Below are 24,781 nucleotides of genomic sequence, written 5' to 3'. Positions count from 1 at the left end.
GAGTCTACGAGCCGCGACCTGGTCCCCCTTCCCTACGGCCCGGACTGCAGCGCACCTGTGACGCACCCCCGCCGGGACACGGCCGGAACCCGGGGCGTCAGAACGCGGGGCGCTCCGGATCGAGCCGGGCTCGGCCCTCCTGCGGCGAGGAGGCCTCGGCGAAGTGGCGGCGCGGGATGCGCCCCGCCCGGTGCGCGAGCCGGCCGGCCTCCACGGCGTGCTTCATGGCGGCGGCCATGAGGACCGGCTCCTGGGCGCGGGTGACCGCCGAGGCGAGCATCACCGCCGAGCAGCCCAGCTCCATCGCGAGCGCCGCGTCGGAGGCGGTGCCGGCGCCCGCGTCGAGGATCACCGGCACCCCGGCCCGCTCGGTGATCAGCTGGAAGTTGTGCGGGTTGCGGATGCCGAGACCTGAGCCGATGGGCGAGCCGAGCGGCATGATCGCGGCGCAGCCCACGTCCTCCAGCCTGCGGGCCAGGACCGGGTCGTCGTTGGTGTACGGCAGGACGGTGAAGCCGTCGTCGACCAGGGTCTCCGCCGCGTCGAGCAGCTCCACGGCGTCCGGCAGCAGGGTCCGCTCGTCGGCGATGACCTCCAGCTTGATCCAGTCGGTGCCGAGCGCCTCGCGGGCGAGCCGCGCGGTCAGCACCGCCTCGCCGGCCGTGAAGCAGCCTGCCGTGTTCGGCAGCACCCGGATCCCGAGCCGGTCCAGGACGGAGAGGACCGAGCCCTGCACCTGCGGGTCCAGGCGGCGCATGGCGACGGTGGTGAGTTCGGTGCCGCTGGCGACCAGGGAGCGTTCGAGCACGTCGAGGCTGGGGGCCCCGCCGGTGCCCATGATCAGGCGGGAGGAGAAGTCGGTGCCGCCGAGGGTGAAGACGTCGTCGGACATCGCGCTCAGCCTCCCTGCACCGCGGTCAGGACCTCGACGCGGTCGCCGTCGGCGAGCGGCGTCGCGGCCCACTGGCTGCGCGGCACCACGGCCTCGTTGACGGCGGCGGCCACGCCGGAGTGCGCGGTGGTGAGGCCGGCGACGAGGGCGTCGAGCGCCAGGCCGGGGGAGAGCTCTCGCGGCTCTCCGTTCACGGACACGATCATGCGTGCTCCAGGTGTACGGGGGAGAAGCGGCGGGCGGTGAAGGCGGCGGCCTCGTCCGGCAGCGCGCCGGTGGTCAGGGCCCGGGCCATCACGTCGCCGGTGACGGGGGTGAGCAGCACCCCGTTGCGGTAGTGGCCGGTGGCCAGCTGGAGCCCGGGCAGGGCGCTGGGGCCGAGCAGCGGCGCGTTGTCGGGGGAGCCGGGGCGCAGCCCGGCGCGGGTCTCGGTGAGCGGCAGCTCGGTGATGCCGGGGACCAGCTCGTGCGCGTCGCGCAGCAGCTCGTACACCCCGCCGGCGGTGACGGTGGTGTCCCAGCCGAGCTCCTCGCTGGTGGCGCCGACCACCAGCTCGCCGTTCTCGCGCGGCACGAGATAGACGTGGCTGCCGCGGACCACCGCGCGGACGGTACGGGACAGGAAGGGCGCGTACGCGGGGGGCACCCGCAGCCGCAACACCTGGCCCTTCACGGGCCGCACGGGCGGCAGCGCGTCCGCCGGTACGCCGTCGAGCCGTCCGCTCAGGCTGCCGGCGGCGAGGACCACCTGGTCGGCGGCGACCTCGGTGCCGTCCGCGAGGACCGCGCCGGCGGCCCGGTCCCGTACCACCGTCAGGCGCTCCGCGCGGGTCCGGTGGAAGACCACCCCGGCCCGCTCGCAGGCCACGACCAGGGCGTCGGCGAGCCGGCGCGGGTCGACCTGGTGGTCGCCGTCCACCCGCAGCCCGCCGCGCACGCCCGGGGCGAGCATGGGCTCCAGGCGGCGGCAGTCGCGGCCGCTGAGCCACTCGGAGGCGAGCCCGCAGCGGGTCTGCAGGGCGTGCAGCTCGCGCAGATGGGCCCGGTCGTCGGCGTCGAGCGCGACCGCGAGGGTGCCGCAGGCGCGGTAGCCGACGTCGTGCCCGGTGGCCTCGGCGAGCTCGGCGACGAACGCGGGATAACGGCGGGCGGAGGCGAGGTTGAGCCCGAGCAGGGTCTCCTCGCCGTAGTGCAGCTCGGTGACGGCGGCGAGCATGCCGGCCGCCACCCGGGCGGCGCCGCCGCCTGGATCCGGGTCGGCCACGGCGACCCGCAGCCCGTGCTGCGCGGCCCGCCAGGCGGTGACCAGGCCGATGACGCCGCCCCCGATGACGAGGACGTCGGATGTGCTGCTTGTGCTGCTTGTGCTGCTTGTACGCGACATGGGCGTCCAGCCCCTCCCTTCGCCGGCATGACCCGGATCAGGTTCGTACGGTCGGAGGCCGGCCAGCCTCCCTCTCAGCCCGGTGCGTCCGGGCTCCCGCGATGTTCAGGGGCTGCCCGGCGGATCACGGCCGGGTCCGAGGTGCCGTGCCAGACGCCTCGGCCTGTCCGACCCTGATCCGCCGGGCAGCCCCTACGGCGGCCAGACTAGTCCGTGCCCGCGTCGGGTCCACAGGGCCACCCGGCCCCCGCTTCCTGACGCTCCGTCAGATGCGTATGGTGGTCGGGTGAGCGAGCAGAAGCAGGCACAGCAGCCGAACGAGCGGCGCGTCGTGGTCGTGGGCGCCGGAATGGCGGGCGTCCAGACCGCCGTCGCCCTGCGCGAACAGGGCTTCACCGGATCCGTCACCCTCATCGGCGCCGAACCCCACCAGCCCTACGACCGGCCCCCGCTGTCCAAGGCCGTCCTGCTCGGCAAGGCCGAAGGCTCCTCCTTCGACGTCGACTTCACCGCCCTCGACATCGACCTCCGGCTCGGCGTCGAGGTCACCGGACTGCGCCCCGCCGACCACGAGGTCGACACCGAGACCGGCCCCGTGCCGTACGACGTCCTCGTCGTCGCCACCGGCGCGAACCCGCTCACCCTGCCCGGCTCCGAGGGCGTCCCCGGCGTCCACCTGCTGCGCACCCTCGACGACGCCGTCCGCCTCGGCCCCGTCCTGGAACGCCGCCACGACATCGTCGTCGTCGGCGCCGGCTGGATCGGCGCCGAGTTCGCCACCGCCGCCCGCGAGGCCGGCTGCGCCGTCACCGTCGTCGAGGCCGCCGACCGCCCCCTCGCCGGCGCCCTGCCCGCCGAGGTCACCGCCCCCATGGGCGCCTGGTACACCGCGAGCGGCGCCGAACTCCGGCTCCACGCGCGCGTGCGACGGGTCGAGGAGGGCCGCGTCGTCCTCGACGGACCCGACGGCACCACCACCGAGCTGCCCGCCGACGCCGTCGTCGTCGGCATCGGCGCCCGCCCCGCCACCGACTGGCTGGCCGGCTCCGGCGCCGCCCTCGACCCCAGCGGCGCGCTCACCGCCGACGACCGGCTGCGCACCTCCCTGCCCGACGTGTACGCGGTCGGCGACTGCGCCTCCTTCCCCTCCGCCCGCTACGGCGAACGGCTCCTCGTGCACCACTGGGACAACGCCCTCCAGGGCCCCCGCACGGTCGCCGCCGACATCCTCGGCGCCGCGCCCGAGCCGTACGACCCGGTCCCGTACTTCTGGTCCGAGCAGTTCGGCCGCTTCGTCCAGTACGCGGGGCACCACGGCGCCGCCGACACCCTCCTGTGGCGCGGCGACCCGGCCGACGAGAGCTGGACGGTGCTGTGGCTGCGCCAGGGGACCCCGGTCGCCCTGCTCGCCGTCGGCCGGCCGCGCGACCTCGCCCAGGGCCGCCGGCTGATCGAGCGGCGCACCCCGGTCGATCCCGCGAAGGCCGCCGACCCCGCCGTCCCCCTGAAGGCCGCAGTCAGGTAGGGCCCGACTACCGACTGTCAGTCCGGGATGGCAGGCTTGTCCCGTGACCGAGATTGACGCAAAGACCGATGCTCTCGTCCCCGACTGGCTCTACCTCCCCGACATCGCGGAGAAGCTCGACGTCGAGGTGACGCGCGTGCGGCAGCTGGTGAAGGAGGGCCAGCTCATCGCCGTGCGCCGCGAAGTGCGCCCCGGCGAGAAGATCCTCCAGGTGCCGGCCGCCTTCATCCAGGGCGACAAGGTCGTCAAGGGCCTCGTCGGCACGCTGACGCTGCTGCGGGACGACGGCTTCACGGACGAAGAGATGCTGGAGTGGCTCTTCACCCCGGACCCCTCCCTGCCCGGCACCCCGGCGCAGGCGCTCAACGAGAACCGCGGCACGGAGGTGAAGCGCCGCGCCCAGGCGCTCGCGGTGTGACCCGCTAGGGTCCGCCCGCACGCCCGCACCGAAGACACCACCAGCGGTGCCGGACCGGCCGGCCGCCATCGGCCGCCCGGTCCGGCACCGGCACCACCCGACGGGGGGAACCTCATGTCCACGCCTCGCGCGCAGCTCGCCGACGCCCGCCTCTACCTGTGCACGGACGCCCGGAAGCGCCAGGGCGACCTGCCCGACTTCCTCGACGCCGTGCTCTCCTCCGGGGTCGACATCGTGCAGCTCCGCGACAAGGGCATGGAGGCCGGCGAGGAGCTGGAGCACCTCGCCGTGTTCGCCGAGGCCTGCCGCCGGCACGGCAAGCTCCTCGCCGTCAACGACCGGGCCGACGTCGCCCATGCCATCGGCTCCGACGTGCTGCATCTCGGCCAGGGCGACCTGCCCGTGCCCGCCGCCCGCGCGATCCTCGGCGAGGAGGTCCTGATCGGGCGCTCCTGCCACGCCGAGGACGAGGTCGACGCGGCCGCCGCCGAGCCGGGCGTGGACTACTTCTGCACCGGCCCCTGCTGGCCCACCCCCACCAAGCCCGGGCGGTACGCGCCGGGCCTCGGCCTGGTGCGCCACGCCGCCGGCCTCGCCCAGGACCGGCCCTGGTTCGCCATCGGCGGCATCGACGAGACCAACCTGGACGAGGTCCTGGACGCCGGCGCCCGCCGTATCGTCGTGGTCCGCGCGATCACCGAGGCCGAGGACCCGGCCGCCGCCGCGGCCGCCCTCGCCAAGCGGGTCCGCGAGCGCCTCGGCTGAGCCGTCGGTACGGCGTGCGGCGGCGCCGTCGCACGCCGGATGTCCGGAAACGTGTCCACAACGCGGACAGCGCTTCACCGCTTCTCTGGACTCCGTCTAATCTGCCCGTATGGCCCTTGGTACCGCTTCCGTCCGCTCGGACCGCGCACGCACGGTCCGCGACATCCTCGCCTCCGGTGACACCTCGTACTCCTTCGAGTTCTTCGCGCCCCGGACCGAGAAGAGCGAGCAGAGCCTCTGGAACGCCATGCGCCGGATCGAGGCGGTCGCCCCCAGCTTCGTGTCCGTGACCTACGGTGCCGGCGGCACCACCCGCGGCGGCACCGTCAAGGCCACCCAGAAGATCGCCTCCGACACCACCCTCACCCCGGTCGCCCACCTCACCGCCGTCGACCACTCGATCGCCGAGCTGCGCAACGTCCTCGGCCAGTACGCCGACGCCGGCATCCGCAACATGCTCGCCGTGCGCGGCGACCCGCCGGGCGACCCGCTCGGCGAGTGGGTGGCCCACCCCGAGGGCGTGCACTACGCCGCCGACCTCGTCCGGCTGATCAAGGAGTCCGGCGACTTCTGCGTGGGCGTCGCCGCCTTCCCCGAGATGCACCCGCGTTCCGAGGACTGGGACACCGACGTCCGCCACTTCGTCGACAAGTGCCGGGCCGGTGCCGACTACGCGATCACCCAGATGTTCTTCGACCCGGAGGCCTACCTCCGGCTGCGCGACAGCGTGCAGAAGGCCGGCTGCGAGACCCCGATCATCCCCGAGGTCATGCCCGTGGTCAGCGTGAAGACACTGGAACGACTGCCCACGCTGAGCAACGCCGTCTTCCCCCGGAACGTGAAAGACCGCATCCTCGCCGTCAAGGACGATCCGGCCGCTGTACGCTCCATGGGCATCGAGTTCGCGACGGAGTTCTGCGCGCGGCTGCTGTCCGAGGGTGTCCCCGGGCTGCACTTCATCACGCTGAACAACTCCAGGGCTACGCTCGAGATCTACGAGAATCTCGGACTGCACCAGCAGTCGTGACCGGCCACAGCCGCCCCGACCCGCGGCGGAGGCCGTAGGAGAGGGGCGGGCATGGGGTGGACGGTCCTCTACATCGCGTTCGGTGTCGTCGCGCTGTGGCTTCTCGGTGAGGTGCTGCTGCAGTACAAGGCGAGGCTGCGCTGGCGGCTGCTCGCCTTCGCCGGCTTCCTCGGTGTCGTGGTCGGTGTCCTGGTCCCCTCGACGGTCGTCATCGTCGTCGGCGCGGTCGTCTTCGCCGTCGGCCAGACCTATGTGACCCTCTCCTTCCGGCGCGGCTTCTCCACCGGCTGGGCCCTCGGCGGCAGCCCGGGCGTGAGCCGCCGCCGCAGGTCGGGCAAGGCGGCCGACGAGAAGACGGGCCCGACCCTGGAGGTCACCGACCTCAGCTACGACGAGGTGTACGAGGAGGGCTACGAGGAGGGTTACGCGGAGGGCTACGACCAGCCGACCGAGCGCGCCGACGACCAGTCCACGCCTCTGTACGAGCCCCAGCCGATGCCCGAGGACACCGGCCAGTACGCCGTCTACGGCACCTCCTACGACCAGCAGCAGCCGTACGCCGACCCGTACGCGGCCGCCGGCTACGACCAGCAGCAGCCCGCCTACGACTACGGCACCTCGTACGACCAGCAGCAGTACGCCGCCTACTCCGACCCGTACATCGGCCAGCAGTACGGCGACGCAGGCGCCTACCAGCAGCCGTACGCCGACCCGTACGCCCCCTCGTACACCTACGACACCCCGCCCGGCGGCGTCTGGGTCCCGCAGCAGCGGGACACCGAGCAGGACCAGCAGTACCAGGACCAGCAGGGCTACTACGGCAACGGCGGGGACTACCAGCAGTACCGCTGACCCCGGGGGGGCGACGGGCGCCGGGCTAGCGCGAGCCGCGGAAGTCCGCGCCCTCCACGATCAGCCCGGCCACCAGGGCCCCCGACATTCCGGCGTGGGCGAGCCCGCCGCCGGGGTGGGACCAGCCGCCGACGAGGTAGAGGCCGGGGAGCGGGGAGAGGTTGGCCGCCGGCAGGTAGTGGCCGCGCGCGCCGCCGAGCGCGGGGCCCGGAACCTCGGCGACCCCGGTCTCGCGCAGGGTGTCGTCCGGGGTGCGGACCTCCTGCCAGAGCAGCCGCTCGCGCAAACCGGGGGCAGCGCGTTCGGCCGCGTCCAGCATCCATGCCGCCTGGTCCTGCCAGTCGTCGGAACCGGACGTGTGCACCGTCGACGTCACCGTCACCGACTCATGGGCGTCGTCCGGGCGCAGCGCGGGATCGTCGGGGCGCAGCACGGTCACGCTGTACCGGTCACCGACGTGGACCACCGTGCGGTGCGCGGCCTCCGCCTCGCGGGCACCCCGCAGGGCCAGACAGACCGTCACCCGCCCGGTGAGCTGGGGCTGATGGGCGCCCAGCTCCTCCTGGCCCAGGCCGACGATCTGGTCCCGGTAGAGCACCGGCACCGGCGCGCCCGACACCACGTGGTCCGCCTCCACGACCTCCCCGCCGTCGAGCCGGACCCCGCACGCCCGCCCGTCCTTCTCCAGGACCTCCACGACATGCGCGTCGAAGACGAACTCCACCCGCCGCTGCACGCACCGCTCGTACACCGCGTCCGCGAGCGCCCGCATGCCGCCGGCCACGTACCAGCTGCCGAAGGTCTGCTCCATGTACGGCAGCACCGCCGCCGCGGCGGGTGCGGTGGCCGGGTCGAAGCCGTAGCTCCAGGCGTACGAGTCGAGCAGCGCGGCGAGCCGCGGGTCGCGCAGCTCACGGGCGCCGACCTGGGCGAGCGTGGTCGTGGGACGGCGCAGCAGGCCCGCCTTGAGGGCCGGGTAGGGATCGCGGTCCAGCAGGCGGGAATCGGTCGGCTGCGGCTCCTCCAGGAGTGGCCGGCGGGTCCGGTCCCAGGCCTCGCGGGCCCGTACCAGGAAGTCCCCCCAGCGCTCGCCCGCGCCTGCGCCGAGCGCCGCGTCCAGGGCGGCGACGGTGCCGGCCCGGGAGGCGTTCGGCAGGTCCACGCGGGTGCCGTCGGCGAAGACGTGCCGGCTCGCCGGATCGACCTGGGTGAGCGTCACGCACTCCTCCAGGGGCTGCTTGCCGGTCTTCACGAACAGGTCGCGGTAGACGGCGGGCAGGTGCAGCAGACCGGGGCCGGTGTCGAAACCGAAGCCGTCCTTCGAGAACCGGCGGACCCCGCCGCCGTACGTCTCGCCGCTCTCGTACACCGTCACCCGGTGCCCCGCCACGGCCAGCCGGGCGGCTGCCGCCATGGCGCCCAGACCGGCGCCGATCACCACAATCCTTGCCATGGGGCGACCCTATCCGCCCCGCCGGACGCCTCGACCGGCGGTCAGAAGTGCTCGGAACCGTCCATCGGCACCGGTGGCCGGACCCCGGCCGCCGCGAGCCGCTTCTCCTCCCGGCGCTGTGCCCTGCGCCGCCAGAAGCGACGGATTCGCCGGGCGAGGAAGACCAGTATCACCAGGCCGAGCGCGAGCAGCGTGGCCGCGATCACCGACGCCGCGACGGGATGGAAGACGGCGAAGGTGATGAGCGCGGCGACGCCGAGATCCTCCGCCGTGGACACCACGATGTTGGAGGCGGGCTCGGGCGAGGTGTTGATCGCCATCCGGGTGCCGGCCTTGACGAAGTGGCTCAGCAGCGCCGTCGTACCGCCGACCGCGCCCGCCGCCAGCTCCGGCAGCGAACCGGACTGGCCGGCCAGCAGCGCGGCCACCACCGCTCCGCTGATCGGCCGGATCACCGTGTGGACGGAGTCCCACACGGAGTCGACGTACGGGATCTTGTCCGCCACCGCCTCGCACAGGAAGAGCACGCCGGCGGCGATCATGACGTCGGGTCGCTGCAGCGCCTCGGGCACCTCGTCGGTGAGCCCGGTGGCGCCGAAGACGCCGAGCAGCAGGACCACCGCGTACGCGTTGATCCCGCTCGCCCAGCCGCTCGTGAAGACCAGGGGGAGTACGGACACGCCCGCGATCGTAACCAGACCTGAGTATCCGTACCTAGACGTCGAGATGAGTAGGGATGCGGATGGGCCGTGACCTGCGCGGAAGGGAGAGTGGAGCGCACGGAAGGGGCGCGGCTCCGGGACCGCCGACACGGGGCGGCGGAACGGGGCCGCGCGCCTGCCGGTACGGGGGAACGGGGAAAACGGGGGAGCGGGGAGACACGGGGGAACGGAAAGACGCGCAGGTCCGGCGAGGCTCGGGGGGATCGAGCCTTGCCGGACCTGCGCTCTTCGTATGTCCTGCCGCCGTTCCGCCGGTTCAGCAGCCGCTGACGCGGCCGTGCAGCAGCCGCGAGAGCGCGGAGTGCACGTCGTCCAGAGACCGCTCCCTCTGGAAGGCCTGCCAGTCGAGCGCGGCCACCAGGACCATCCCGACCAGTGCCGAGGCGGTCAGCGGCACATCGATACCGCCGTCGATCTCCCCGGCCGCCACACCCTCGCGCAGCACGTTCTCGACCACCGCGACGGCCTCCTGACGCACCACCAGGAGGGTGGAGTTCCAGGCCCGTCCGGTGCGCCACAGCTCGGCCACGTACAGCTGGGTGAAGGCCGGGTAGCGGTCGATGAAGACCAGACCCGCCCGGATCATCGCGTCCAGCGCCTCGATCCGGCTGCCGCCGCGCTCGGCGGTCTCCTCGGCCGCCGCGCGCAGCGAGCCGGCGAGGAGCGAGACACCGTGCCGCAGCAGCTCCTCGAAGAGCTCGGTCTTGCTCTTGAAGTTGTAGTAGACCGTGCCCTTGGCGACGCCGGCCCGCTCGGCGATCTCGTCGACCGTCGTCGCCGAGAAGCCCTGCTCGGCGATGAGGGTGACGGCCGCCTCGTAGAGCTTGGCGCGGGTCGCCTGCCGTCTGGTGCTGCTGCTGTCCATGGGCTCGATTCTCACAGAGACAGTTCGGGGTGGAGACGGTCCAGCGACCACACCTGCTTCTTGCGGGCGGAGAGGGCGGTCAGGGCGAGCGCGCCGGCCGTGAAGGCGGTGAGGACGGCGACGCCCTGCCAGACCGGTCCGGTACCGCCGCCGGTGATGAGCCGGCGCAGCGCCTCGACGACGTACGTCATCGGCAGGTACGGGTGGATCCAGTTGAAGAAGCCCGGGCTGGTCTGGACGGGGTAGGTGCCGCCCGCCGAGGTCAGCTGGAGCATCAGCACCGCGAGCACCAGGATCCGGCCGGCCGCGCCGAAGCGGGCGTTGAGCCACTGGATGATGGCGGCGAAGCAGCAGGTCACCAGGACGAGGAAGCCGACGGTGCCGGCGGCCCTGGTCATCTCAAGGCCCAGGCCCCAGTGCAGCACCGACATCAGCGCGCCCACCTGGAGGACGCCGATGGCGGCGACCGGGAGCCAGCCCGCGAGCGCGATCCGCCAGGCGGAGGCGCCGGCGGCGAGCGCGCGCCGGTTGAGCGGCTGGATGATCATGTACGCGACCATCGCGCCGACCCAGAGGGAGAGCGGGATGAAGTACGGGGCGAAGCCGGTGCCGTAGTTGGGCGCCTTGTGCATCGACTGGGCGGCCAGCTTGACCGGGTCGGCCATCACCTCGGTGCGGCGGTCCCGGTCCTGCTTGTCGTAGTCGGGGATCTGCTTCACGCCGTCGCTGAGCCCGGTGGCCAGCTCGCCGGAGCCGTCGGCCAGCTTGAACAGGCCGCCGTCCAGCTCGCCCGCGCCCTTCTTGAGCTTGCCGACACCGGTGTCGAGGCTGCTGGAGCCGGTACGGGCCTGGGTCAGACCGGTGTGCAGCCGGTCGGCGCCCGCGGCGACCTGGTGGGCGCCCTTGTTGAGCTCGTTGATCTTCCTGATGGCACCCTCGATGTCCTCGTCGAGGTGCGGGGAGCGCCGGGCCAGTTCGTCGGCGTCCTTCTTCAGTTTCGTCAGCCGGGTGTCGAGGGTCTTGATGTCGCCGTTGCCGTCCTTGGTCAGCTCGTGCAGGTCGTCGGCGATCTTCGCGACGTCACCGGCGGAGACCGAGGCCTTCTTGAGGAGCTCGCAGGCCTTGGGGTCGTGCAGCGGGTCGGCGACGCAGCTCTTCTGGTAGTAGGCGGAGAGCTCGTCGTCGGCCGTGTGGGCGGCGGCGCGGGCGCCCGGGGCCCGGCGCACCAGCACGTCCAGGTTGTGCTGGACGGCGGTGGCCGAGTCGGAGACCAGGCGGGCGGTGTCGCGGATCGACTTGCCGTTGTTCGCGAGGTAGGGGCGGACCTTGTCGGCGGTGCCGTTCACCTTGTCGGCGAGCTGCTGGGTGCCGTCGGCCACCTTGCGGGAGCCGGCCTCCAGGTCCTTGGCGCCCTTGTCCAGCTTGGTGATGCCGGAGGCCAGGTCGCCGCTGCCCTTCTTGGCGGTCTTCAGGCCGTCGGCCAGGTTCTTGGAACCGGCCTTCGCCTTGTCGACGCCGTCCTTGAGGTCGCCGGCGCCCTTGGCCGCCTCCTCGGTGGCGTCGTGGAGGTCGGAGAAGGAGATGAAGATCTTGTCGAGGAAGCTCCGGGAGGACTTCGTGGAGGCGGCGGTGCGCACCTCGGAGAAGACCGTGCGGGAGATCTGGCCGACGATGTAGTTGTTGGCGTCGTTGGTCCGCACCCGCAGCGCGCCGGTCTCCGGGGAGTCGCCGGAGCTGGACGCGATCCGCTCGCTGAAGTCGGACGGCATGGTGAGGGACAGGTAGTACGTCCCGTCCTCGACGCCCTTGCGGGCCTCGGCGTCGCTGACCTCGTGCCACTCGAAGGTGGCGCTCTCGCGCAGCTTCTCGGTGATGTCGGCGCCGGCGGTGATCTTCTGGCCGCCGGTGGTGGCGCCCTTGTCCTCGTTCACCAGGGCGACGGGGATCTTGTCGAGCCTGCTGTACGGGTCCCAGAAGGAGCACAGGTACAGCGCGCCGTACAGCAGTGGCAGCAGCAGGATCGCGACCATGGCGGCCGCCGGGAGCTTCCCCCTGCCGAACCGCTTGAGCTCGAGCGCGGCGAGCTTATGCGAGCGCATCGGCGTCCCCCTTCTCGGTCTTCTGGTTCTCGTCGGTCCTCTGAGGCTTCTGGGTCTTCTTGGTGCCGGGTTCGGCGTCGGTGTCGGCCTCGGGCTTGCGCTCGGGCTCGGGTTCGACCTCGTGCTCGGGCTCGGGCGCGGTCTCGGCCGGCTTCGCTGCCGGGGCCGGGGCCGGGGCCGGGTCCTTGGCCGGGGCGGTGGCGCCGGCCGCGCCGGTCGTGGAGACCCTCAGGGCGTCCTCGGGGGCCTCGCTGCACACGGCGAGGACGGTGGTGCCGGCCGCGGCGACGGAGCGCAGCAGGGCCCAGGCCTCGGCGCGCTCGGCGTCGGAGAGCTTGAGGTCGGTGTCGTCCAGGGCGAGCAGCCGGGGCCGGCCGATGAGGGCGAGCGCGGTCGACAGGCGCAGCGCCTCCAGGCGGTCCAGGTCCCGCACCGAGGTCCGCTCGCCCTTGGCCAGGGCCGCGAGGTCGAGTCCGGCGGCGGCCAGGGCCTCGTCGATCCGGTCCCGGGCGGCGGCGCGGCGTTCGGCCGGCGGGCGCAGCAGGGCCTTGAGGGAGCCGTCGAAACGACGCTGGAGCAGCGCCCGCTCGCGCAGGTGCTCGACGACGGTGAGGGCCGGGTCGAGGTCGCTGACACCGGGGACGGGGCCGAGCGCGCTGATCCGGCGCACGGCCGCCATCTTGTGGGGCAGCCGCAGCCCGGCCACCTCGGCGTGGCCCTCGTGGGTCCTCATCCGGCCGGTGAGCGCGAGCAACAGGCAGGTGCGGCCCGAGCCGGAGGGGCCCTCAAGGGCGACCAGGCTGCCGGGGGCGGCCTCGAAGCCGATCCCCCGGAACACCCGGCCACGCGGGCCCCTCAGTCCGAATCCGTCCGCGACGACGGCGGCGCCGTGGTTCGCTTCCACCATCCCCCCTCTTTTGAACTGACCAGTCAGTGCAAAAAGTTACCGCCGAGTTGGCGAACTGGCAAAAGCCCAGGTCAGCGGGATTGTCAGTGGTGCCGTGCACGATGAACACATACGGCCACAGCGCCGTCACCCGACGACAGGAGGCTCGTCATGGCCGGCCACTCCGCCGCAGCCGCACCCCGGCGCCAGACCGCGCGCCGCTCCGCCCCCGCCCAGCTCGGACCCGCGTCCGACATCCACCCGGTCCTGCGCCGCACCTCGGCACCGCCCGCCGCCCTCGACCTGCTCGCCAAGGCCAGGTCCGGACTCGACGAGGCCGCCGCGCTGGACATGCCCCACGAGCGGTACGCCACCGCCCACCTCGCCGCCCTGCGCACGGCCGCCGCCGTGCTCGCCGCCCGCGGCCGGCCCGAGCGCGACCCCCGCAAGCGGGCGCGGATCCGCAGCGCCTGGGAGGTGCTGCCCGAGATAGCGCCCGAGCTCACGGAGTGGAGCGCGCTGTTCGCCGCCGGCGCCGAGCGGCGGGCCCGTGCCGAGGCCGGCATCACCGGAGCCGCCACCCGCCGCGACGCCGACGACCTGATCAGGGACGCCGCCGTGTTCCTGCGCCTGGTCGAGCGGATGCTCGTGCTCCAGCCGGTGCTGCCGCGCCAGCCGGGCGCGGAGGAGGCCGCCGGATGATCCGCGTGGACCGTCCCAGGCCATAGGGTGGGGATGTTCGTCCCAGTCATCGAGGAGTCAGCAACCGTGTCGGACCCTTCCCCCGTCTCCGGTCGAGAGGCGACTTCGCGCCCGTCGCGCGCCTCCCTGCGTACCGCCGTCGTCTGGGACGTCCTCAAAGACGCCCTGGAGCGCCGGGTCAAGGCCACCGGGAAGGACAGCCTCGATGTCCTCGACACGGGCGGCGGCTCCGGCAACTTCGCGGTGCCGGTGGCCCGCCTCGGTCACCGGGTCACCGTCGTCGACCCCAGCCCCAACGCGCTCTTCGCCCTGGAGCGGCGCGCCGCCGAGGCCGGCGTCGCCGACCGGGTGAGCGGCGTGCAGGGCGACATCCGCGGCCTCTTCGACGTGGTCGGGCGCGAGGGCTTCGACACCGTGCTCTGCCACGGCGTCCTGGAGTACGTGGACGACCCCGCCGAGGGCGTCCGCAACGCCACCGCCGCGCTGCGCCCCGGCGGCAGCCTCAGCCTGCTCGCCGCCGGACTCGGCGGCGCCGTCCTGGCCCGGGCGCTCGCCGGCCACTTCACCGAGGCCCGGCACGCGCTCGGCGACCCGGACGGGCGCTGGGGCGTGGGCGACCCGGTGCCGCGCCGGTTCACCGCCGAGCAGCTCACCGGCCTCGCCGCCGACGCCGGTCTGGAGGTCGGCTCCGTGCACGGCGTGCGGGTCTTCGCCGACCTGGTCCCCGGCGTCCTGGTCGACACCGAGCCGGGCGCGGCCGAGGCCCTGCTCCGGCTGGAGGCCGCGGCGGCGGAGCTGTCCTCCTTCCACGCCATCGCGACCCAGCTGCACGTTCTCGGCGAGAAGCGCGGCTGACCGGCGGGTACACCCGCACGGCGGTGCCCCGGGGGACTCGCCCCCGGGCGTCGCCGTACGCGCTGAGCAGCGGCGCAGTCGCCGATGGAGTACGCCACAGGCCGCCCGAACGGGGACTTGTCCCCGTATGATCGAGGGACACCATCCGGCATGACGGGCAGGGGGCTGGGGAATCAACGCCTCAGCATCCGATCCGCATGGCGGCCCGGTTGGCGATTTGGCATTGAGGGCGGGTTTCACGGGGGCGATTCCCTGCCTATCCTGAAAGGGCCGCAAACCGGTCGCCCCCGCGACCGACGACGAGGAGGACTCCGTGCCGCTCTCGGAGCACGAGCAGCGAATGCTCGAGCAGATGGAGCGAGCGCTGTACGCCGAAGATCCCAAGTTCGCGACAGCGCTCGAGGGAAGCGGGCTGCGTACGTACACCCGGCGACGGGTCTACCAGGCGGTCGCTGGCTTCCTGGTGGGTATCGCGCTCCTCATGGCCGGAATGGTCGCTCAGCAGATCTGGATCAGCGTGGTGGGGTTCCTCGTCATGCTGGGCTGCGCGGTCCTGGCGGTCACCGGATGGCGCAAGGCGCCCAAGCCCGGCGAACACGGCCGAGCCGCAGGCGGAGGCCGGCAGGCCCGGCAGCGCCGCTCCATGATGACCCGCATCGAAGAGCGGTGGCAGCGCCGCCGCGACGAACAGCAGGGCGGCCACCACTAGCTCCTGCACCTTCACCCCGAGCCTTTCGTGGGCCCGCACCGATCCCGGTGCGGGCCCACGGGCGTGTTCGGGGGCGGGGCGGGGCGCTCGGGGCCCGAGGCGGGTCGGCTACCGCCGGTTCCTGGCGCCGGCCCCGGGCCTTGCCCCGGCCCCGGCCCCGGCCTTGCGCCCGGGAGCGGGGGCCGGGCTTGCTACGAGGGCTTCCGGCGCAGGGAGCGGGTGAGTGCGGCGGCGCGGGTGGACCAGGTCTCCCGCAGGGCCTCGGTACGGGCCTGGGCGGCCCAGCGGACCCGTGCGGCCGAGCGCGGGGCCAGGCGGGCCCGCAGGCGGGCCGGGGTGGAGGCCGAGGCATGCAGGGCGCGGCGGATCAGCTCGGCCTGCTCGGTCAGACCCGTGGCCGGGCGGGGCCGGGGCGCGTACAGCGCCTCCTCCACCGCGCGGGCCACCCGGTGCACCGCGTCCGCCGCGTCCGTGGACAGCTCGCCCTCGCGGACCAGACGGGCCGCCGTACGCCGCGGCGTACGGGACTCGTCCGGGGTGATCCCGTAGTCCCAGGCCGTGTCGTTGATCTCCTGCCACACCGCGAGGACCCGGGCCACCGGGTCGGGTGCCGGACCGAGTCTGCGGGCCCGCAGCCGGCCGCGCCACAGCCACGGCAGCAGCGGCAGCCCGAGGACCACGAGCAATACCAGGGCCACCAGAGCGATCTGCCGCCAGTCGAAACCGCCGCCGTCGCCGTCCGTGACACCGGCCGCGGCCTTGTCCTGGCCGCAGCCGCCGAGCTTCTGCTCCTGCGGGGTGCAGCTCACCGAGGCGCTCGGCACCGCCGAGGGCTGCGCCGACGCACCGGTCGAGGGCTGCGCCGACGGGGTCGCCGAACCGCCCGCGGACTGCTCCCGGGTGTAGTCCGGCACGGTGCCGCGCGAGGGCGTCGGCTCGAAGCGGACCCAGCCCGCCCCCTCGAAGTACAGCTCGGGCCACGCGTGCGCGTCCCGGATGCCGACCGACACGGAGCCGTCCGGCTGCGGGGTGCCCGGCATGAAACCGACCGAGACCCGGGCCGGGATGCCCAGCGAGCGGGCCATCGCCGCCATCGAGAAGGAGAAGTGGATGCAGAAGCCCCGCTTGTCCTTCAGGAAGCGGGAGACCGCCCCGACGCCCGTACCGGAGTCGACCGACACGTCGTAGCGGAAGCCGCCGTCCTCGGCGAACCAGTCCTGCAGCCGCACCGCCTGCTCGTAGTCGCTGCTCGCGCCGCGGGTGACCTCCAGGGCCGTCGACCTCACGTCGGCCGGCAACGAGGCCGGCACCCGGGTGTACTCCCGGACCAGCTTCTCCGGGGCGGCCGGGGCCGCCGCCAGCTGCTCGCCGGTCGGCCGTACGTCCAGGCTGGTCACCGAGTAGCGGGCGCCGCGCGTGCTCTGCCCGTTGTCGCCGACCAGCATCCGGCCCGCCGGCTCGTACCGCCAGCTGCCGCCGATGGAGACCCTGGACGCCGGGTACGGCATCGGCAGCCACTTCTGCTCGTACTCACCGGCGGCCACGAAGTTGGTGGTCACCTCGGAGACGCGCACGTCCTGGGCCAGGCCGTCCGGCCACGGCAACTGCTCGGGCACGTCCTCGATCGGGCGGACCGACGACTTCCACGACGTGCCGTCGAACTGGTCGAGGGCGACAAGACGCAGGTACAGGCCGCTCTTGTCCGTGGCGTTGGTGCGGTAGCGCAGGACCTCCCGGTCCTCCGGCTGGCGCAGGTCGTTCTGCAGCGAGACCAGCGGGTTCACCGCCGAGATCGTGCCGCCCCTGCCGCCCCGGCCCTCGCCGCCGCTGTCGCCGAGCACACCGCCGCCCAGACCGGGCAGCGCGAACGGCACCAGGAGTGCCACGCCCAGGGTGACCGCGCCGATCCGCGCCCCGGTGCGGGCCGGTGCCGACGCGGACCCGCCCTCGCCGATCGGGGAACCGGCCCGGCCGGCGCGCTGCGCCCCGCCGAACACCCGGCCCCAGGCCGACAGCCGGTCCCGGCCCTCGGCGAGCAGCAGCACCAGATAGCCGGCCGCGGCGAGCAGGAAGGCCATCAGACCGGCGCCGCCGCCGGACAGCCCGGCGGCCACCGAGTACAGCGCGAGCAGCGGCAGACCCGCCGGGGCCGCGTTGCGGAAAGTCACCGCGAGGGTGTCCACCAGGAGCCCGATCACGGCGACGCCGGTGACCAGGAGCAGCCGGATGCCAGGGGTGTTCGGCGCGGGCGGCGCATAGGTGCCCACGTCGTCCACCCCGGCCGCGAAGAGGTCTCCGAAGGCGCCGAGCGCCTCCGGGCCCGGCAGCACGCCGAGGACCGCCTGCTCGCGGACGAAGATCACCGAGAGCACCAGCAGAGTCAGCACCGCCTGGGCGGCGATGGTCAGCGGCCGGGCCAGCGGCACCCGCCGGGTGACCGCGCCGACCGCGCTCTGCAGGGCGAGTACGAGCGCCGCCGTGAAGATCCAGGTGGCCGGCTTGACCAGTGGCAGCAGCGCGAGGGATGCCGCCAGCGTCGCGGCGTAGGCCGCGAGCGTCAGCCGCGTGCGCCCGCTCATGACCAACCTCCGTAGGTGTCGGCGCCGGGGGCCTGCGCGGCCGCGCCGCCCGCCTGCTGCCACAGATCGGCAAGCCGCACGCCAGGCCGCACGGCGAAGGCCTGCCAGCCGGCCTCCCGGAGCCGGCGCAGCCGGTCCTCGACCGCGCCGGTGACGGCGCCGCCGGTCAGCCAGGTCCCGGAGTCGAGCACGAAGGCGACGGCCGCGCCGCCGCGGTGCCGCATCCGGGCCACGAGCGCCGCCTGCTCCTCGTCGAGGTCGCCGAGGAACGCGACGAGCAGCCCCTCGTGCCCGCCGCGCAGCACGTCGTAGGCCCGGGAGAGACCGGCGCCCTCCGAGTGGTCCACGACCGCGAGGGTGTCCAGCATCAGTCCGGCGGCCTCGCCCGAGTCCTGGCCCGCGCCGGCGAAGCCCTCCGCGCCCTCGCCGGGCACGGTGCTGCCGGTGTCGGTGAGCAGCCGGACCGCGTAGCCCCGCTCCAGCAGGTGGGTGAGCACCGAGGCGGTGCCGGAGACGGCCCACTCGAAGGCCGAGTCGGGACCGCCGCCCTCGTACGCGAGGTCCCGGGTGTCGAGCAGCACCGTGCAGCGGGCCCGCTGCGGCTGCTCCTCGCGGCGCACCATCAGCTCGCCGTACCGCGCGGTGGAGCGCCAGTGGACCCGCCGCAGGTCGTCGCCGTGCCGGTAGGCACGCGGGATGATGTCGTCGTCCCCGGCGAGCGCGAGGACCCGCTGCTGCCCCTCCCCGTACCCGGCGGACTCGCCGCCGAGCCGGACCGGCGGCAGGGCCTCGGTGCGGGGGATGACGGTGAGCATGTCGTAGGCGCTGAAGGAGCGGGTCAGCTCGCACATCCCGAAGGGGTCGGTGAGCCGTAGCTGCAGCGGGCCCAGCGGGAAGCGTCCACGCAGGTCGGAGCGGACCCGGTAGGACACCTCGCGGCGGCCGCCGGCCTCGACCCGGTCGAGCACGAAGCGGGGCCGCGGCCCCAGCATGTAGGGCACGTGGTCCTGGAGCATCAGCAGGCCGGTGGGCAGCCGGGACACGTTGTCCATGCGGAGGTGGACCCGGGCCTCCGTGCTGGTCTCGACCCGCTGCGGGGCGAGCCGGCGGCTCGCCGCGACCCGGTGCCGGGTGCGGTGCAGCACGAGGACGCAGACCAGCGGCAGCACGGCGAGCAGCAGCCCGACGCGCAGCAGGTCGGCCTGGCCGAGCACATAGGCGCAGACGGCCGCGGCGACCCCCGCGGCGAGGAAGGACCGGCCGCGGGTGGTGAGCCCGGCCAGGGCGGCCCGCAGGCTGCCCCGGTCGCTGTCCTGCCACTGTCCCGGGGCCTGCCCCTGCGGAGCGGCGGCGCTCATCACGGCCGCCGGACGCCGGGCTGCTGCTGGCCGTGCTGCTGGCCGTAGTACGGACCGGAGGGCTGCGCGGGCGGGGCGGGCGGCGCGGCGGCCGGCACCGGGGTGCGCTGGAGGATGTCCTGCACGACCTGCTCCGCGGTGCGGCGGCCCAGCTGGGCCTGTGCGGTGGGCAGCAGGCGGTGGGCGAGCACCGGGGCGGCGAGCGCCTGGACGTCGTCGGGCAGCACGTACTCCCGGCCGCTGAGTGCGGCGGAGGCCTTCGCGGCCCGCAGCAGGTGCAGCGTGGCGCGCGGGGAGGCGCCGAGCCGCAGCTCGGGGTGGGTGCGGGTGGCGGCGACCAGGTCCACCGCGTACCGCTTGACGGGCTCCGCGACATGCACCGCGCGGACCGCCTCGATCAGCTTGAGCACGTCGTGGGCGTGGGCCACCGGCTGGAGGTCGTCCAGCGGGGAGACCGAGCCGTGCACGCCGAGCATCTTCAGCTCGGCCTCCGCGTTCGGATAGCCGATGGAGACCCGGGCCATGAAGCGGTCCCGCTGGGCCTCGGGCAGCGGGTACGTGCCCTCCATCTCCACCGGGTTCTGCGTGGCGACCACCATGAACGGGCTGGGCAGCTCGTAGGTCTGGCCGTCGACCGTGACCTGGCGCTCCTCCATGGACTCCAGGAGCGCGGACTGGGTCTTGGGGGAGGCGCGGTTGATCTCGTCGCCGATCACGATCTGCGCGAAGATCGCGCCGGGCTTGAACTCGAACTCGCGCCGCTGCTGGTCGAAGATGGACACACCCGTGATGTCCGAGGGCAGCAGGTCGGGCGTGAACTGGATCCGGCGGACCGAGCAGTCGATGGACCGCGCCAGCGTCTTCGCCAGCATGGTCTTGCCCACGCCGGGGACGTCCTCGATGAGGAGGTGTCCCTCGGCGAGGAGCACGGTCAGCGCAAGACGTACGACCTCGGGCTTGCCCTCGATCACACTCTCCACCGACCCGCGGACCCGCTCCGCGGTCGTGGTCAGATCTGTGAGGCTCGCTCGGTCGTCATAGGTCGTCACCCGGCCCTCCTCGGCCCTTTCGCAGCACCGACACCTGCCCCCGGCTCGCGAGGGCCGGGGGGTGTCACCCGTGCATTCTTGTTGGCGCGAAGGGGTCGTGTCACTTGCCCGCGGCAGGCCTGTGGATAACTCCGGGCGAATTGCCGGGGTTTGTGGGCTTGCGCCGGACGGAAAGCGGTTGAGATCTCAGAGCGGATCTCCGGATCCCGGACTGCGCGGCCGGTCAGGCCGGGTCGATCTCGCGCAGCAGACCCGTCGTCACGTCGAAGACGAAGCCCCGCACGTCGTCGGTGTGCGGCAGGAACGGGGAGGTGCGCACCCGCTGCATCGACTGCCGTACGTCCTGGTCGACGTCCCGGAAGGCCTCCACGGCCCAGGCCGGACGCTGCCCGACCTCGTCCTCCAGCTCGTGCCGGAAGTCCTCGGTGAGGTCCTCCAGACCGCAGTTGGTGTGGTGCACCAGCATCACGCTGCGGGTGCCGAGCGCCCGCTGGCTGATCGTGAGGGAACGGATCACGTCGTCGGTGACCACGCCGCCCGCGTTGCGGATGGTGTGACAGTCGCCGAGCTCCAGGCCGAGCGCGGCGTGCAGGTCGAGACGGGCGTCCATGCAGGCGACCACGGCGACGCGCCGCACGGGGCGCGCGTCCATTCCCGGGTCGTCGAAGTCGGCGGCGTAACGCTCGTTGGCCTCGACGAGGCGGCCGATGACCGGGCTCTCGGTGCCTATCGCGTCGGCGGAGGGGTGCGCAGAGGTCGACATGTCTCGACCGTAATGGTCACGGCCTGGGCGAGCCCGCTGTGAGAGCGGACAAAGAGCGTCAATGAACCTTGTTGTGAGCGACTCCACAGGGCGCCGCGGCCGGGGCCGTCCGGGTGAACCGCGCGAATCGTCCGGCCGCCCGGCCCGGGGTGCGCGACGCGCCAGCCGATTGGTTGACCGGCGGGTCCGGTGGACTAGAGTGACGCGAAGTTCACGGAGACATCGAGCGTTTTCCGCCGATTCTCCCCATATGCGCGGCGGTACCCACGGCTCGGCCCCCATCCGCTCGCCGGCGGTGCCCGTCCCGCCGGATCTGAGAGGGCGCATTGAGCAACGACCGACACGTCCCGGTGATGCTCCAGCGGTGCCTGGACATGTTGGCCCCCGCCCTGCAGCGGCCCGGTGGGGTTTCCCATGCCGAAGGCCGGGGGCCGGTCGTCGTCGACTGCACCCTGGGCCTCGGCGGGCACAGCGAGGCCCTGCTCAAGCGCTTCCCCGAGGCCCGGCTCGTCGCACTCGACCGCGACAAGGAGGCCCTGCGCCTCTCCGGCGAGCGGCTCGCCCCCTACGGCGAACGCGCCACCCTGGTGCACGCCGTGTACGACGAGCTGCCCGAGGTCCTCGACCGGCTCGGCATCGACAAGGTCGACGGCGTCCTCTTCGACCTGGGCGTCTCCTCCATGCAGCTGGACGAGGCCGACCGCGGCTTCGCCTACGCGCAGGACGCCCCGCTCGACATGCGCATGGACCAGACGACCGGCATCAGCGCCGCCGAGGTCCTCAACACCTACCCGGCCGGCGAACTGGTCCGCATCCTGCGCGCCTATGGCGAGGAGAAGCAGGCCAAGCGGATCGTCTCCGCGATCGTGCGCGAGCGCGAGAAGGAGCCCTTCAGCAACAGCGCCCGGCTGGTCGAGCTGATCCGCGACTCCCTCCCGCAGGCCGCCAAGCGCACCGGCGGAAACCCCGCCAAGCGCACCTTCCAGGCCCTGCGCATCGAGGTCAACGGCGAGCTGTCGGTCCTGGAGCGGGCGATCCCGGCGGCCGTGAAGGCCCTCGCCGTCGGCGGGCGGATCGCCGTCCTCTCGTACCACTCCCTGGAGGACCGGCTGGTCAAGCAGGTCTTCGCGGCGGGCGCCGCGACCACCGCGCCGCCCGGCCTGCCCGTCGTGCCCGAGCAGTACCAGCCCCGCCTGAAGCTCCTCACCCGCGGCGCCGAGCTCCCCACCGAGGAGGAGATCGCCGAGAACCGCCGCGCGGCCCCCGCGCGTCTGAGGGGTGCGGAGCGGATCAGGGAGGACGTGCAGCCGTGAGTCAGAAGGGGCCGCTCAAAGGACGCGCCGCCCGGCTCGGCCGGCTCATGCCGTCCGGACCGAGCACCGCGGCCCGCACCCCCTTCGTCCTGCTCGTCGTGCTGCTGCTCGGCGGCGGCCTGATCACCCTGCTGCTGCTCAACTCCGCCCTCAACCAGGGCTCCTTCAAGCTCAGCGAGCTGAAGAAGAAGACCACCGAGCTCACCGACGAGGAGCAGGCGCTCCAGCACGACGTGGACGACAGCGCCGCCCCCGACGCCCTGGAGCGCCGGGCCCGCGAGCTCGGCATGGTGCCCGGCGGCAGCCCCGCCTTCCTCGACCCCGACGGCAGGGTCCGCGGCGTGCCCACCGTGGCGGTCTCCCCGAAGCCCTCGCCCAAGCCCACCCCGCCGGCCGCGAACACCCCGCCGGCCACCGCCCCGCCGGCCACCGGGGCCCCCGCCACCGGGGCTCCGAAGCCGACCGGCACCGCGAGCCCGACCCCCGCGCCGCCCGCCGCGCCGCCCGGCGCCCCGACCGCGACCGCCCCCACGACCTCCGGCAGGTGACCCGTGCCCCCCAAGGAGCCCCCGCGCCGCCGTGTCCCCGGCCCCGCCCGGCCCGCACGCCCCCGCCCCGCCGCCTCCGGCCGGCCCGCCCAGCGGCCCGCACCGCGGTCCGCGCCGCCCCGGCGCCCGGCACCCCGCCCGGCCCCGAAGCCCCGCACCATCCGGCTCGGCAGCCCCAAACCACGGCTCCGCCTGGTCTCGCTCGGCCTGACCCTGGTGCTGCTCGTCTTCGTGGTGCGGCTGCTCCAGGTCCAGGCCGTCGACGCCAACGCGTACGCCGCCAAGGCCGAGAAGCACCGCTACCAGGAGTACACGCTCTCCGCCGACCGCGGTGAGATCACCGACCGCAACGGGGTCGCGCTGGCCGCCAGCGTCGACGCGTACGACGTCACCGCCGACCCCAAGCTGTTCACGCCCGAGGAGTCCCGGCTCAAGGACGCCCCGGAACAGGCCGCCGCGCTGCTGGCCCCGCTCCTCGGCAAGGAACCCGCCGAGCTCGCCAAGAAGCTGCGCACCCCCAAGTCCCGCTACACGATGCTCGCCCGCAAGCAGACCCCGCAGGTCTGGAACCAGATCAAGGACCTCAAGAAGGTCTACGAGCAGAAGGCCAAGCCCGCCAACGGCGGCAACGGCGTCAACCTGCTCGGCGGCGTCCTCGGCGAGCCCAGCACCAAACGCGTCTACCCGAACGGCGAACTCGCCGCCGGGATACTGGGATACGTCAACGCCGAGGGCCGCGGCGCCGGCGGCGTGGAGTCCATGCTCGACAAGGAACTCGCCGGCAAGGACGGCAAGATCCGCTACGCCCAGTCCGGCGGCCGCCGGGTGCCCACCGCCGGTTCCCAGGGCACCCCCGCCGTCCCCGGCTCAGACATCGAGCTCACCATCGACCGGGACATCCAGTGGGCCGCCCAGCAGGCCATCACCGAGCAGGTGAAGAAGTCCCGGGCCGACCGCGGCTACGTCGTCGTCCAGGACATCCGCACCGGCGAAGTGCTCGCCATGGCCAACGCCCCCGGCTTCGACCCCAACGACCTCTCCCAGGCCAACGCCACCGCCATGGGCAACGCCGCCCTCCAGGACGCCTACGAGCCCGGCTCGACTGCCAAGGTCATGTCCATGGCCGCCGTCCTGGAGGAGGGCGCCGCCGCCCCGGACACCCGGGTCACCGTGCCCAACCGGCTGCACCGCGGCGACCGTCTCTTCAAGGACGACGTCGACCACAAGACCTGGTACCTGACGCTCAACGGCGTCCTCGCCAAGTCCAGCAACATCGGCACCATCCTGGCCACCGGCCAGCTCGGCAGGACCCAGCCCGAGGCCAACAAGGTGCTGTACGACTACCTGCGCAAGTTCGGCGTCGGCAGCCCCACCGGCCTCCACTACCCGGGCGAGACCTCCGGCATCCTCGCCAAGCCCCAGGACTGGTCGACCTCCCAGCAGTACACGATCCCCTTCGGCCAGGGCCTCTCCGTCAGTGCCATGCAGGCAGCCTCGGTCTATTCGACCATCGCCAACGGCGGCGTCCGCGTCGAACCGAGCCTGATCCGCGGCACCAAGGGCCCCGAAGGGCGCTTCGGCGCCGCGCCCGAGCCCAAGGAGACCCGGGTGGTCAGCGAGAAGACCGCCAAGACCCTCGCCCAGATGCTGGAGTCCGTCGTCGACGACGAGGAGGGGACCGGCGCCAAGGCCGCCATCCCCGGCTACCGCGTCGCCGGCAAGACCGGCACCGCCAACCGGGTCGACCCCGAACTCGGCCGCTACAAGGGCTACACCGCCTCCTTCGCCGGCTTCGCCCCGGCCGACCAGCCCCGTATCACCGTCTACTGCGCCATCCAGAACCCCACCAAGGGCAGCTACTTCGGCGGCCAGATCTGCGGACCCATCTACAAGAAGGTCATGGAGTTCGCCCTCAAGACCCTGCACGTCCCGCCGACCGGCAGCGGCCCCGCCCGGCTGCCGGTGACCTTCGAGCCCTGAGCCGGTTCGGCCGGCCGGGCCAGGCAAGGCACCGCGC

The 24,781-nt window shown here is 73.5% G+C and carries 23 protein-coding genes and 1 riboswitch; of the genes, 11 read left to right on the top strand and 12 right to left on the bottom strand.

Annotated elements, in window-relative coordinates; genetic code table 11:
- Nucleotides 1-97 precede the first annotated feature (97 nt).
- The 3 genes from AB0M18_RS11040 to thiO form a co-directional block, all read right to left on the bottom strand.
- The gene (locus AB0M18_RS11040; RefSeq protein WP_365756543.1) at nucleotides 98-892 is read right to left on the bottom strand and encodes a thiazole synthase; all 795 of its coding nucleotides are present in this window, start codon (nucleotides 890-892) and stop codon (nucleotides 98-100) included.
- A gap of 5 nt (nucleotides 893-897) precedes the next feature.
- Nucleotides 898-1,098, bottom strand: a complete 201-nt coding sequence (gene thiS / locus AB0M18_RS11035) for a sulfur carrier protein ThiS (RefSeq protein ID WP_365756542.1) — start codon at nucleotides 1,096-1,098, stop codon at nucleotides 898-900.
- Complete coding sequence (thiO, locus tag AB0M18_RS11030) at nucleotides 1,095-2,276, bottom strand: glycine oxidase ThiO (RefSeq protein ID WP_365756541.1); 1,182 nt, start codon at nucleotides 2,274-2,276, stop codon at nucleotides 1,095-1,097. Before thiO ends, thiS begins: the two co-directional genes overlap by 4 nt.
- A riboswitch (TPP riboswitch) is annotated at nucleotides 2,274-2,386 on the bottom strand. (Overlaps the previous gene by 3 nt.)
- Before the next feature lie 176 nt (nucleotides 2,387-2,562).
- Between thiO and AB0M18_RS11025 the strand changes: the two genes are divergently transcribed.
- From AB0M18_RS11025 to AB0M18_RS11005, 5 genes are all read left to right on the top strand, one after another.
- Nucleotides 2,563-3,801 (top strand): FAD-dependent oxidoreductase, encoded by a 1,239-nt coding sequence (locus AB0M18_RS11025; RefSeq protein WP_365756540.1) that lies wholly within the window; start codon nucleotides 2,563-2,565, stop codon nucleotides 3,799-3,801.
- 43 nt (nucleotides 3,802-3,844) lie between these two features.
- Nucleotides 3,845-4,219 (top strand): Rv2175c family DNA-binding protein, encoded by a 375-nt coding sequence (locus tag AB0M18_RS11020; protein WP_365756539.1) that lies wholly within the window; start codon nucleotides 3,845-3,847, stop codon nucleotides 4,217-4,219.
- Between the two features lie 114 nt (nucleotides 4,220-4,333).
- Entirely contained in the window at nucleotides 4,334-4,984 is a 651-nt protein-coding gene (gene thiE, locus AB0M18_RS11015) for a thiamine phosphate synthase (RefSeq protein ID WP_365756538.1), read from the top strand.
- A gap of 109 nt (nucleotides 4,985-5,093) precedes the next feature.
- Entirely contained in the window at nucleotides 5,094-6,011 is a 918-nt protein-coding gene (gene metF, locus AB0M18_RS11010) for a methylenetetrahydrofolate reductase [NAD(P)H] (protein ID WP_365756537.1), read from the top strand.
- 51 nt (nucleotides 6,012-6,062) lie between these two features.
- Nucleotides 6,063-6,863 carry a hypothetical protein gene (locus AB0M18_RS11005; protein ID WP_365756536.1) on the top strand — a complete coding sequence of 267 codons (801 nt, stop codon included), beginning with the start codon at nucleotides 6,063-6,065 and terminating at the stop codon, nucleotides 6,861-6,863.
- 25 nt (nucleotides 6,864-6,888) lie between these two features.
- Here the strand turns inward: AB0M18_RS11005 and AB0M18_RS11000 are convergent, their stop codons facing one another.
- The 5 genes from AB0M18_RS11000 to AB0M18_RS10980 all read right to left on the bottom strand — a co-directional run bounded on the left by AB0M18_RS11000 (nucleotide 6,889) and on the right by AB0M18_RS10980 (nucleotide 12,909).
- Nucleotides 6,889-8,316 (bottom strand): NAD(P)/FAD-dependent oxidoreductase, encoded by a 1,428-nt coding sequence (locus AB0M18_RS11000; RefSeq protein WP_365756535.1) that lies wholly within the window; start codon nucleotides 8,314-8,316, stop codon nucleotides 6,889-6,891.
- Between the two features lie 41 nt (nucleotides 8,317-8,357).
- A complete protein-coding gene (locus AB0M18_RS10995; protein WP_365756534.1) occupies nucleotides 8,358-8,996 on the bottom strand; it encodes a DUF4126 domain-containing protein in 639 nt (212 codons plus the stop codon).
- Nucleotides 8,997-9,294: 298 nt separating this feature from the next.
- Nucleotides 9,295-9,903: a TetR/AcrR family transcriptional regulator gene (locus AB0M18_RS10990; RefSeq protein WP_365756533.1), complete on the bottom strand. Its 609-nt coding sequence runs from the start codon at nucleotides 9,901-9,903 to the stop codon at nucleotides 9,295-9,297.
- Between the two features lie 11 nt (nucleotides 9,904-9,914).
- Nucleotides 9,915-12,002, bottom strand: a complete 2,088-nt coding sequence (locus tag AB0M18_RS10985; protein WP_365756532.1) for a YhgE/Pip domain-containing protein — start codon at nucleotides 12,000-12,002, stop codon at nucleotides 9,915-9,917.
- Complete coding sequence (locus AB0M18_RS10980) at nucleotides 11,989-12,909, bottom strand: ATP-binding cassette domain-containing protein (RefSeq protein ID WP_365756531.1); 921 nt, start codon at nucleotides 12,907-12,909, stop codon at nucleotides 11,989-11,991. The genes AB0M18_RS10985 and AB0M18_RS10980 overlap by 14 nt, the downstream gene beginning before the upstream one ends.
- Before the next feature lie 150 nt (nucleotides 12,910-13,059).
- Between AB0M18_RS10980 and AB0M18_RS10975 the strand changes: the two genes are divergently transcribed.
- From AB0M18_RS10975 to AB0M18_RS10965, 3 genes are all read left to right on the top strand, one after another.
- On the top strand, nucleotides 13,060-13,590 hold the full coding sequence (locus AB0M18_RS10975) for an SAV_6107 family HEPN domain-containing protein (protein ID WP_365756530.1): 531 nt from the start codon (nucleotides 13,060-13,062) through the stop codon (nucleotides 13,588-13,590).
- Nucleotides 13,591-13,656: 66 nt separating this feature from the next.
- Nucleotides 13,657-14,445 carry a methyltransferase gene (locus AB0M18_RS10970; RefSeq protein ID WP_365756529.1) on the top strand — a complete coding sequence of 263 codons (789 nt, stop codon included), beginning with the start codon at nucleotides 13,657-13,659 and terminating at the stop codon, nucleotides 14,443-14,445.
- 313 nt (nucleotides 14,446-14,758) lie between these two features.
- Nucleotides 14,759-15,154 carry a DUF3040 domain-containing protein gene (locus AB0M18_RS10965; RefSeq protein WP_365756528.1) on the top strand — a complete coding sequence of 132 codons (396 nt, stop codon included), beginning with the start codon at nucleotides 14,759-14,761 and terminating at the stop codon, nucleotides 15,152-15,154.
- A 191-nt stretch (nucleotides 15,155-15,345) separates the two neighbouring features.
- Here AB0M18_RS10965 and AB0M18_RS10960 read toward each other — a convergent pair whose 3' ends face one another.
- From AB0M18_RS10960 to AB0M18_RS10945, 4 genes are all read right to left on the bottom strand, one after another.
- Complete coding sequence (locus AB0M18_RS10960) at nucleotides 15,346-17,733, bottom strand: DUF3488 and transglutaminase-like domain-containing protein (RefSeq protein ID WP_365756527.1); 2,388 nt, start codon at nucleotides 17,731-17,733, stop codon at nucleotides 15,346-15,348.
- The gene (locus AB0M18_RS10955; protein ID WP_365756526.1) at nucleotides 17,730-19,091 is read right to left on the bottom strand and encodes a DUF58 domain-containing protein; all 1,362 of its coding nucleotides are present in this window, start codon (nucleotides 19,089-19,091) and stop codon (nucleotides 17,730-17,732) included. Before AB0M18_RS10955 ends, AB0M18_RS10960 begins: the two co-directional genes overlap by 4 nt.
- A complete protein-coding gene (locus AB0M18_RS10950; RefSeq protein ID WP_365756525.1) occupies nucleotides 19,091-20,140 on the bottom strand; it encodes a MoxR family ATPase in 1,050 nt (349 codons plus the stop codon). Before AB0M18_RS10950 ends, AB0M18_RS10955 begins: the two co-directional genes overlap by 1 nt.
- Before the next feature lie 223 nt (nucleotides 20,141-20,363).
- Nucleotides 20,364-20,903: a carbonic anhydrase gene (locus AB0M18_RS10945; protein ID WP_365756524.1), complete on the bottom strand. Its 540-nt coding sequence runs from the start codon at nucleotides 20,901-20,903 to the stop codon at nucleotides 20,364-20,366.
- Between the two features lie 326 nt (nucleotides 20,904-21,229).
- Here AB0M18_RS10945 and rsmH point away from each other — a divergent pair, with 326 nt between their 5' ends.
- Genes rsmH through AB0M18_RS10930 form a run of 3 tightly spaced genes read left to right on the top strand, consistent with a single transcriptional unit; the run spans nucleotide 21,230 to nucleotide 24,744 of the window.
- A complete protein-coding gene (gene rsmH / locus AB0M18_RS10940) occupies nucleotides 21,230-22,216 on the top strand; it encodes a 16S rRNA (cytosine(1402)-N(4))-methyltransferase RsmH (protein WP_365756523.1) in 987 nt (328 codons plus the stop codon).
- Nucleotides 22,217-22,263: 47 nt separating this feature from the next.
- Nucleotides 22,264-22,764 carry a cell division protein FtsL gene (locus AB0M18_RS10935; protein WP_365756586.1) on the top strand — a complete coding sequence of 167 codons (501 nt, stop codon included), beginning with the start codon at nucleotides 22,264-22,266 and terminating at the stop codon, nucleotides 22,762-22,764.
- A 3-nt stretch (nucleotides 22,765-22,767) separates the two neighbouring features.
- A complete protein-coding gene (locus AB0M18_RS10930) occupies nucleotides 22,768-24,744 on the top strand; it encodes a penicillin-binding protein 2 (protein WP_365756522.1) in 1,977 nt (658 codons plus the stop codon).
- The last annotated feature ends 37 nt before the right edge of the window (nucleotides 24,745-24,781 follow it).

Source organism: Streptomyces sp. NPDC051909 (assembly GCF_040681095.1).
In the GTDB taxonomy this organism is placed as follows: domain Bacteria; phylum Actinomycetota; class Actinomycetes; order Streptomycetales; family Streptomycetaceae; genus Streptomyces.
This window is presented reverse-complemented; position numbering and strand designations above follow the sequence as displayed.

Bases quoted from the DNA above. Each gene is read 5' to 3' on its own strand.
- AB0M18_RS11040 (WP_365756543.1), bottom strand. From the start codon at position 892: ATGTCCGACGACGTCTTCACCCTCGGCGGCACCGACTTCTCCTCCCGC.
- thiS (WP_365756542.1), bottom strand. From the start codon at position 1,098: ATGATCGTGTCCGTGAACGGAGAGCCGCGAGAGCTCTCCCCCGGCCTG.
- thiO (WP_365756541.1), bottom strand. From the start codon at position 2,276: ATGTCGCGTACAAGCAGCACAAGCAGCACAAGCAGCACATCCGACGTC.
- thiE (WP_365756538.1), top strand. From the start codon at position 4,334: ATGTCCACGCCTCGCGCGCAGCTCGCCGACGCCCGCCTCTACCTGTGC.
- metF (WP_365756537.1), top strand. From the start codon at position 5,094: ATGGCCCTTGGTACCGCTTCCGTCCGCTCGGACCGCGCACGCACGGTC.
- AB0M18_RS11005 (WP_365756536.1), top strand. From the start codon at position 6,063: ATGGGGTGGACGGTCCTCTACATCGCGTTCGGTGTCGTCGCGCTGTGG.
- AB0M18_RS11000 (WP_365756535.1), bottom strand. From the start codon at position 8,316: ATGGCAAGGATTGTGGTGATCGGCGCCGGTCTGGGCGCCATGGCGGCA.
- AB0M18_RS10990 (WP_365756533.1), bottom strand. From the start codon at position 9,903: ATGGACAGCAGCAGCACCAGACGGCAGGCGACCCGCGCCAAGCTCTAC.
- AB0M18_RS10985 (WP_365756532.1), bottom strand. From the start codon at position 12,002: ATGCGCTCGCATAAGCTCGCCGCGCTCGAGCTCAAGCGGTTCGGCAGG.
- AB0M18_RS10980 (WP_365756531.1), bottom strand. From the start codon at position 12,909: ATGGTGGAAGCGAACCACGGCGCCGCCGTCGTCGCGGACGGATTCGGA.
- AB0M18_RS10975 (WP_365756530.1), top strand. From the start codon at position 13,060: ATGGCCGGCCACTCCGCCGCAGCCGCACCCCGGCGCCAGACCGCGCGC.
- AB0M18_RS10960 (WP_365756527.1), bottom strand. From the start codon at position 17,733: ATGAGCGGGCGCACGCGGCTGACGCTCGCGGCCTACGCCGCGACGCTG.
- AB0M18_RS10955 (WP_365756526.1), bottom strand. From the start codon at position 19,091: ATGAGCGCCGCCGCTCCGCAGGGGCAGGCCCCGGGACAGTGGCAGGAC.
- AB0M18_RS10945 (WP_365756524.1), bottom strand. From the start codon at position 20,903: ATGTCGACCTCTGCGCACCCCTCCGCCGACGCGATAGGCACCGAGAGC.
- AB0M18_RS10935 (WP_365756586.1), top strand. From the start codon at position 22,264: ATGCCGTCCGGACCGAGCACCGCGGCCCGCACCCCCTTCGTCCTGCTC.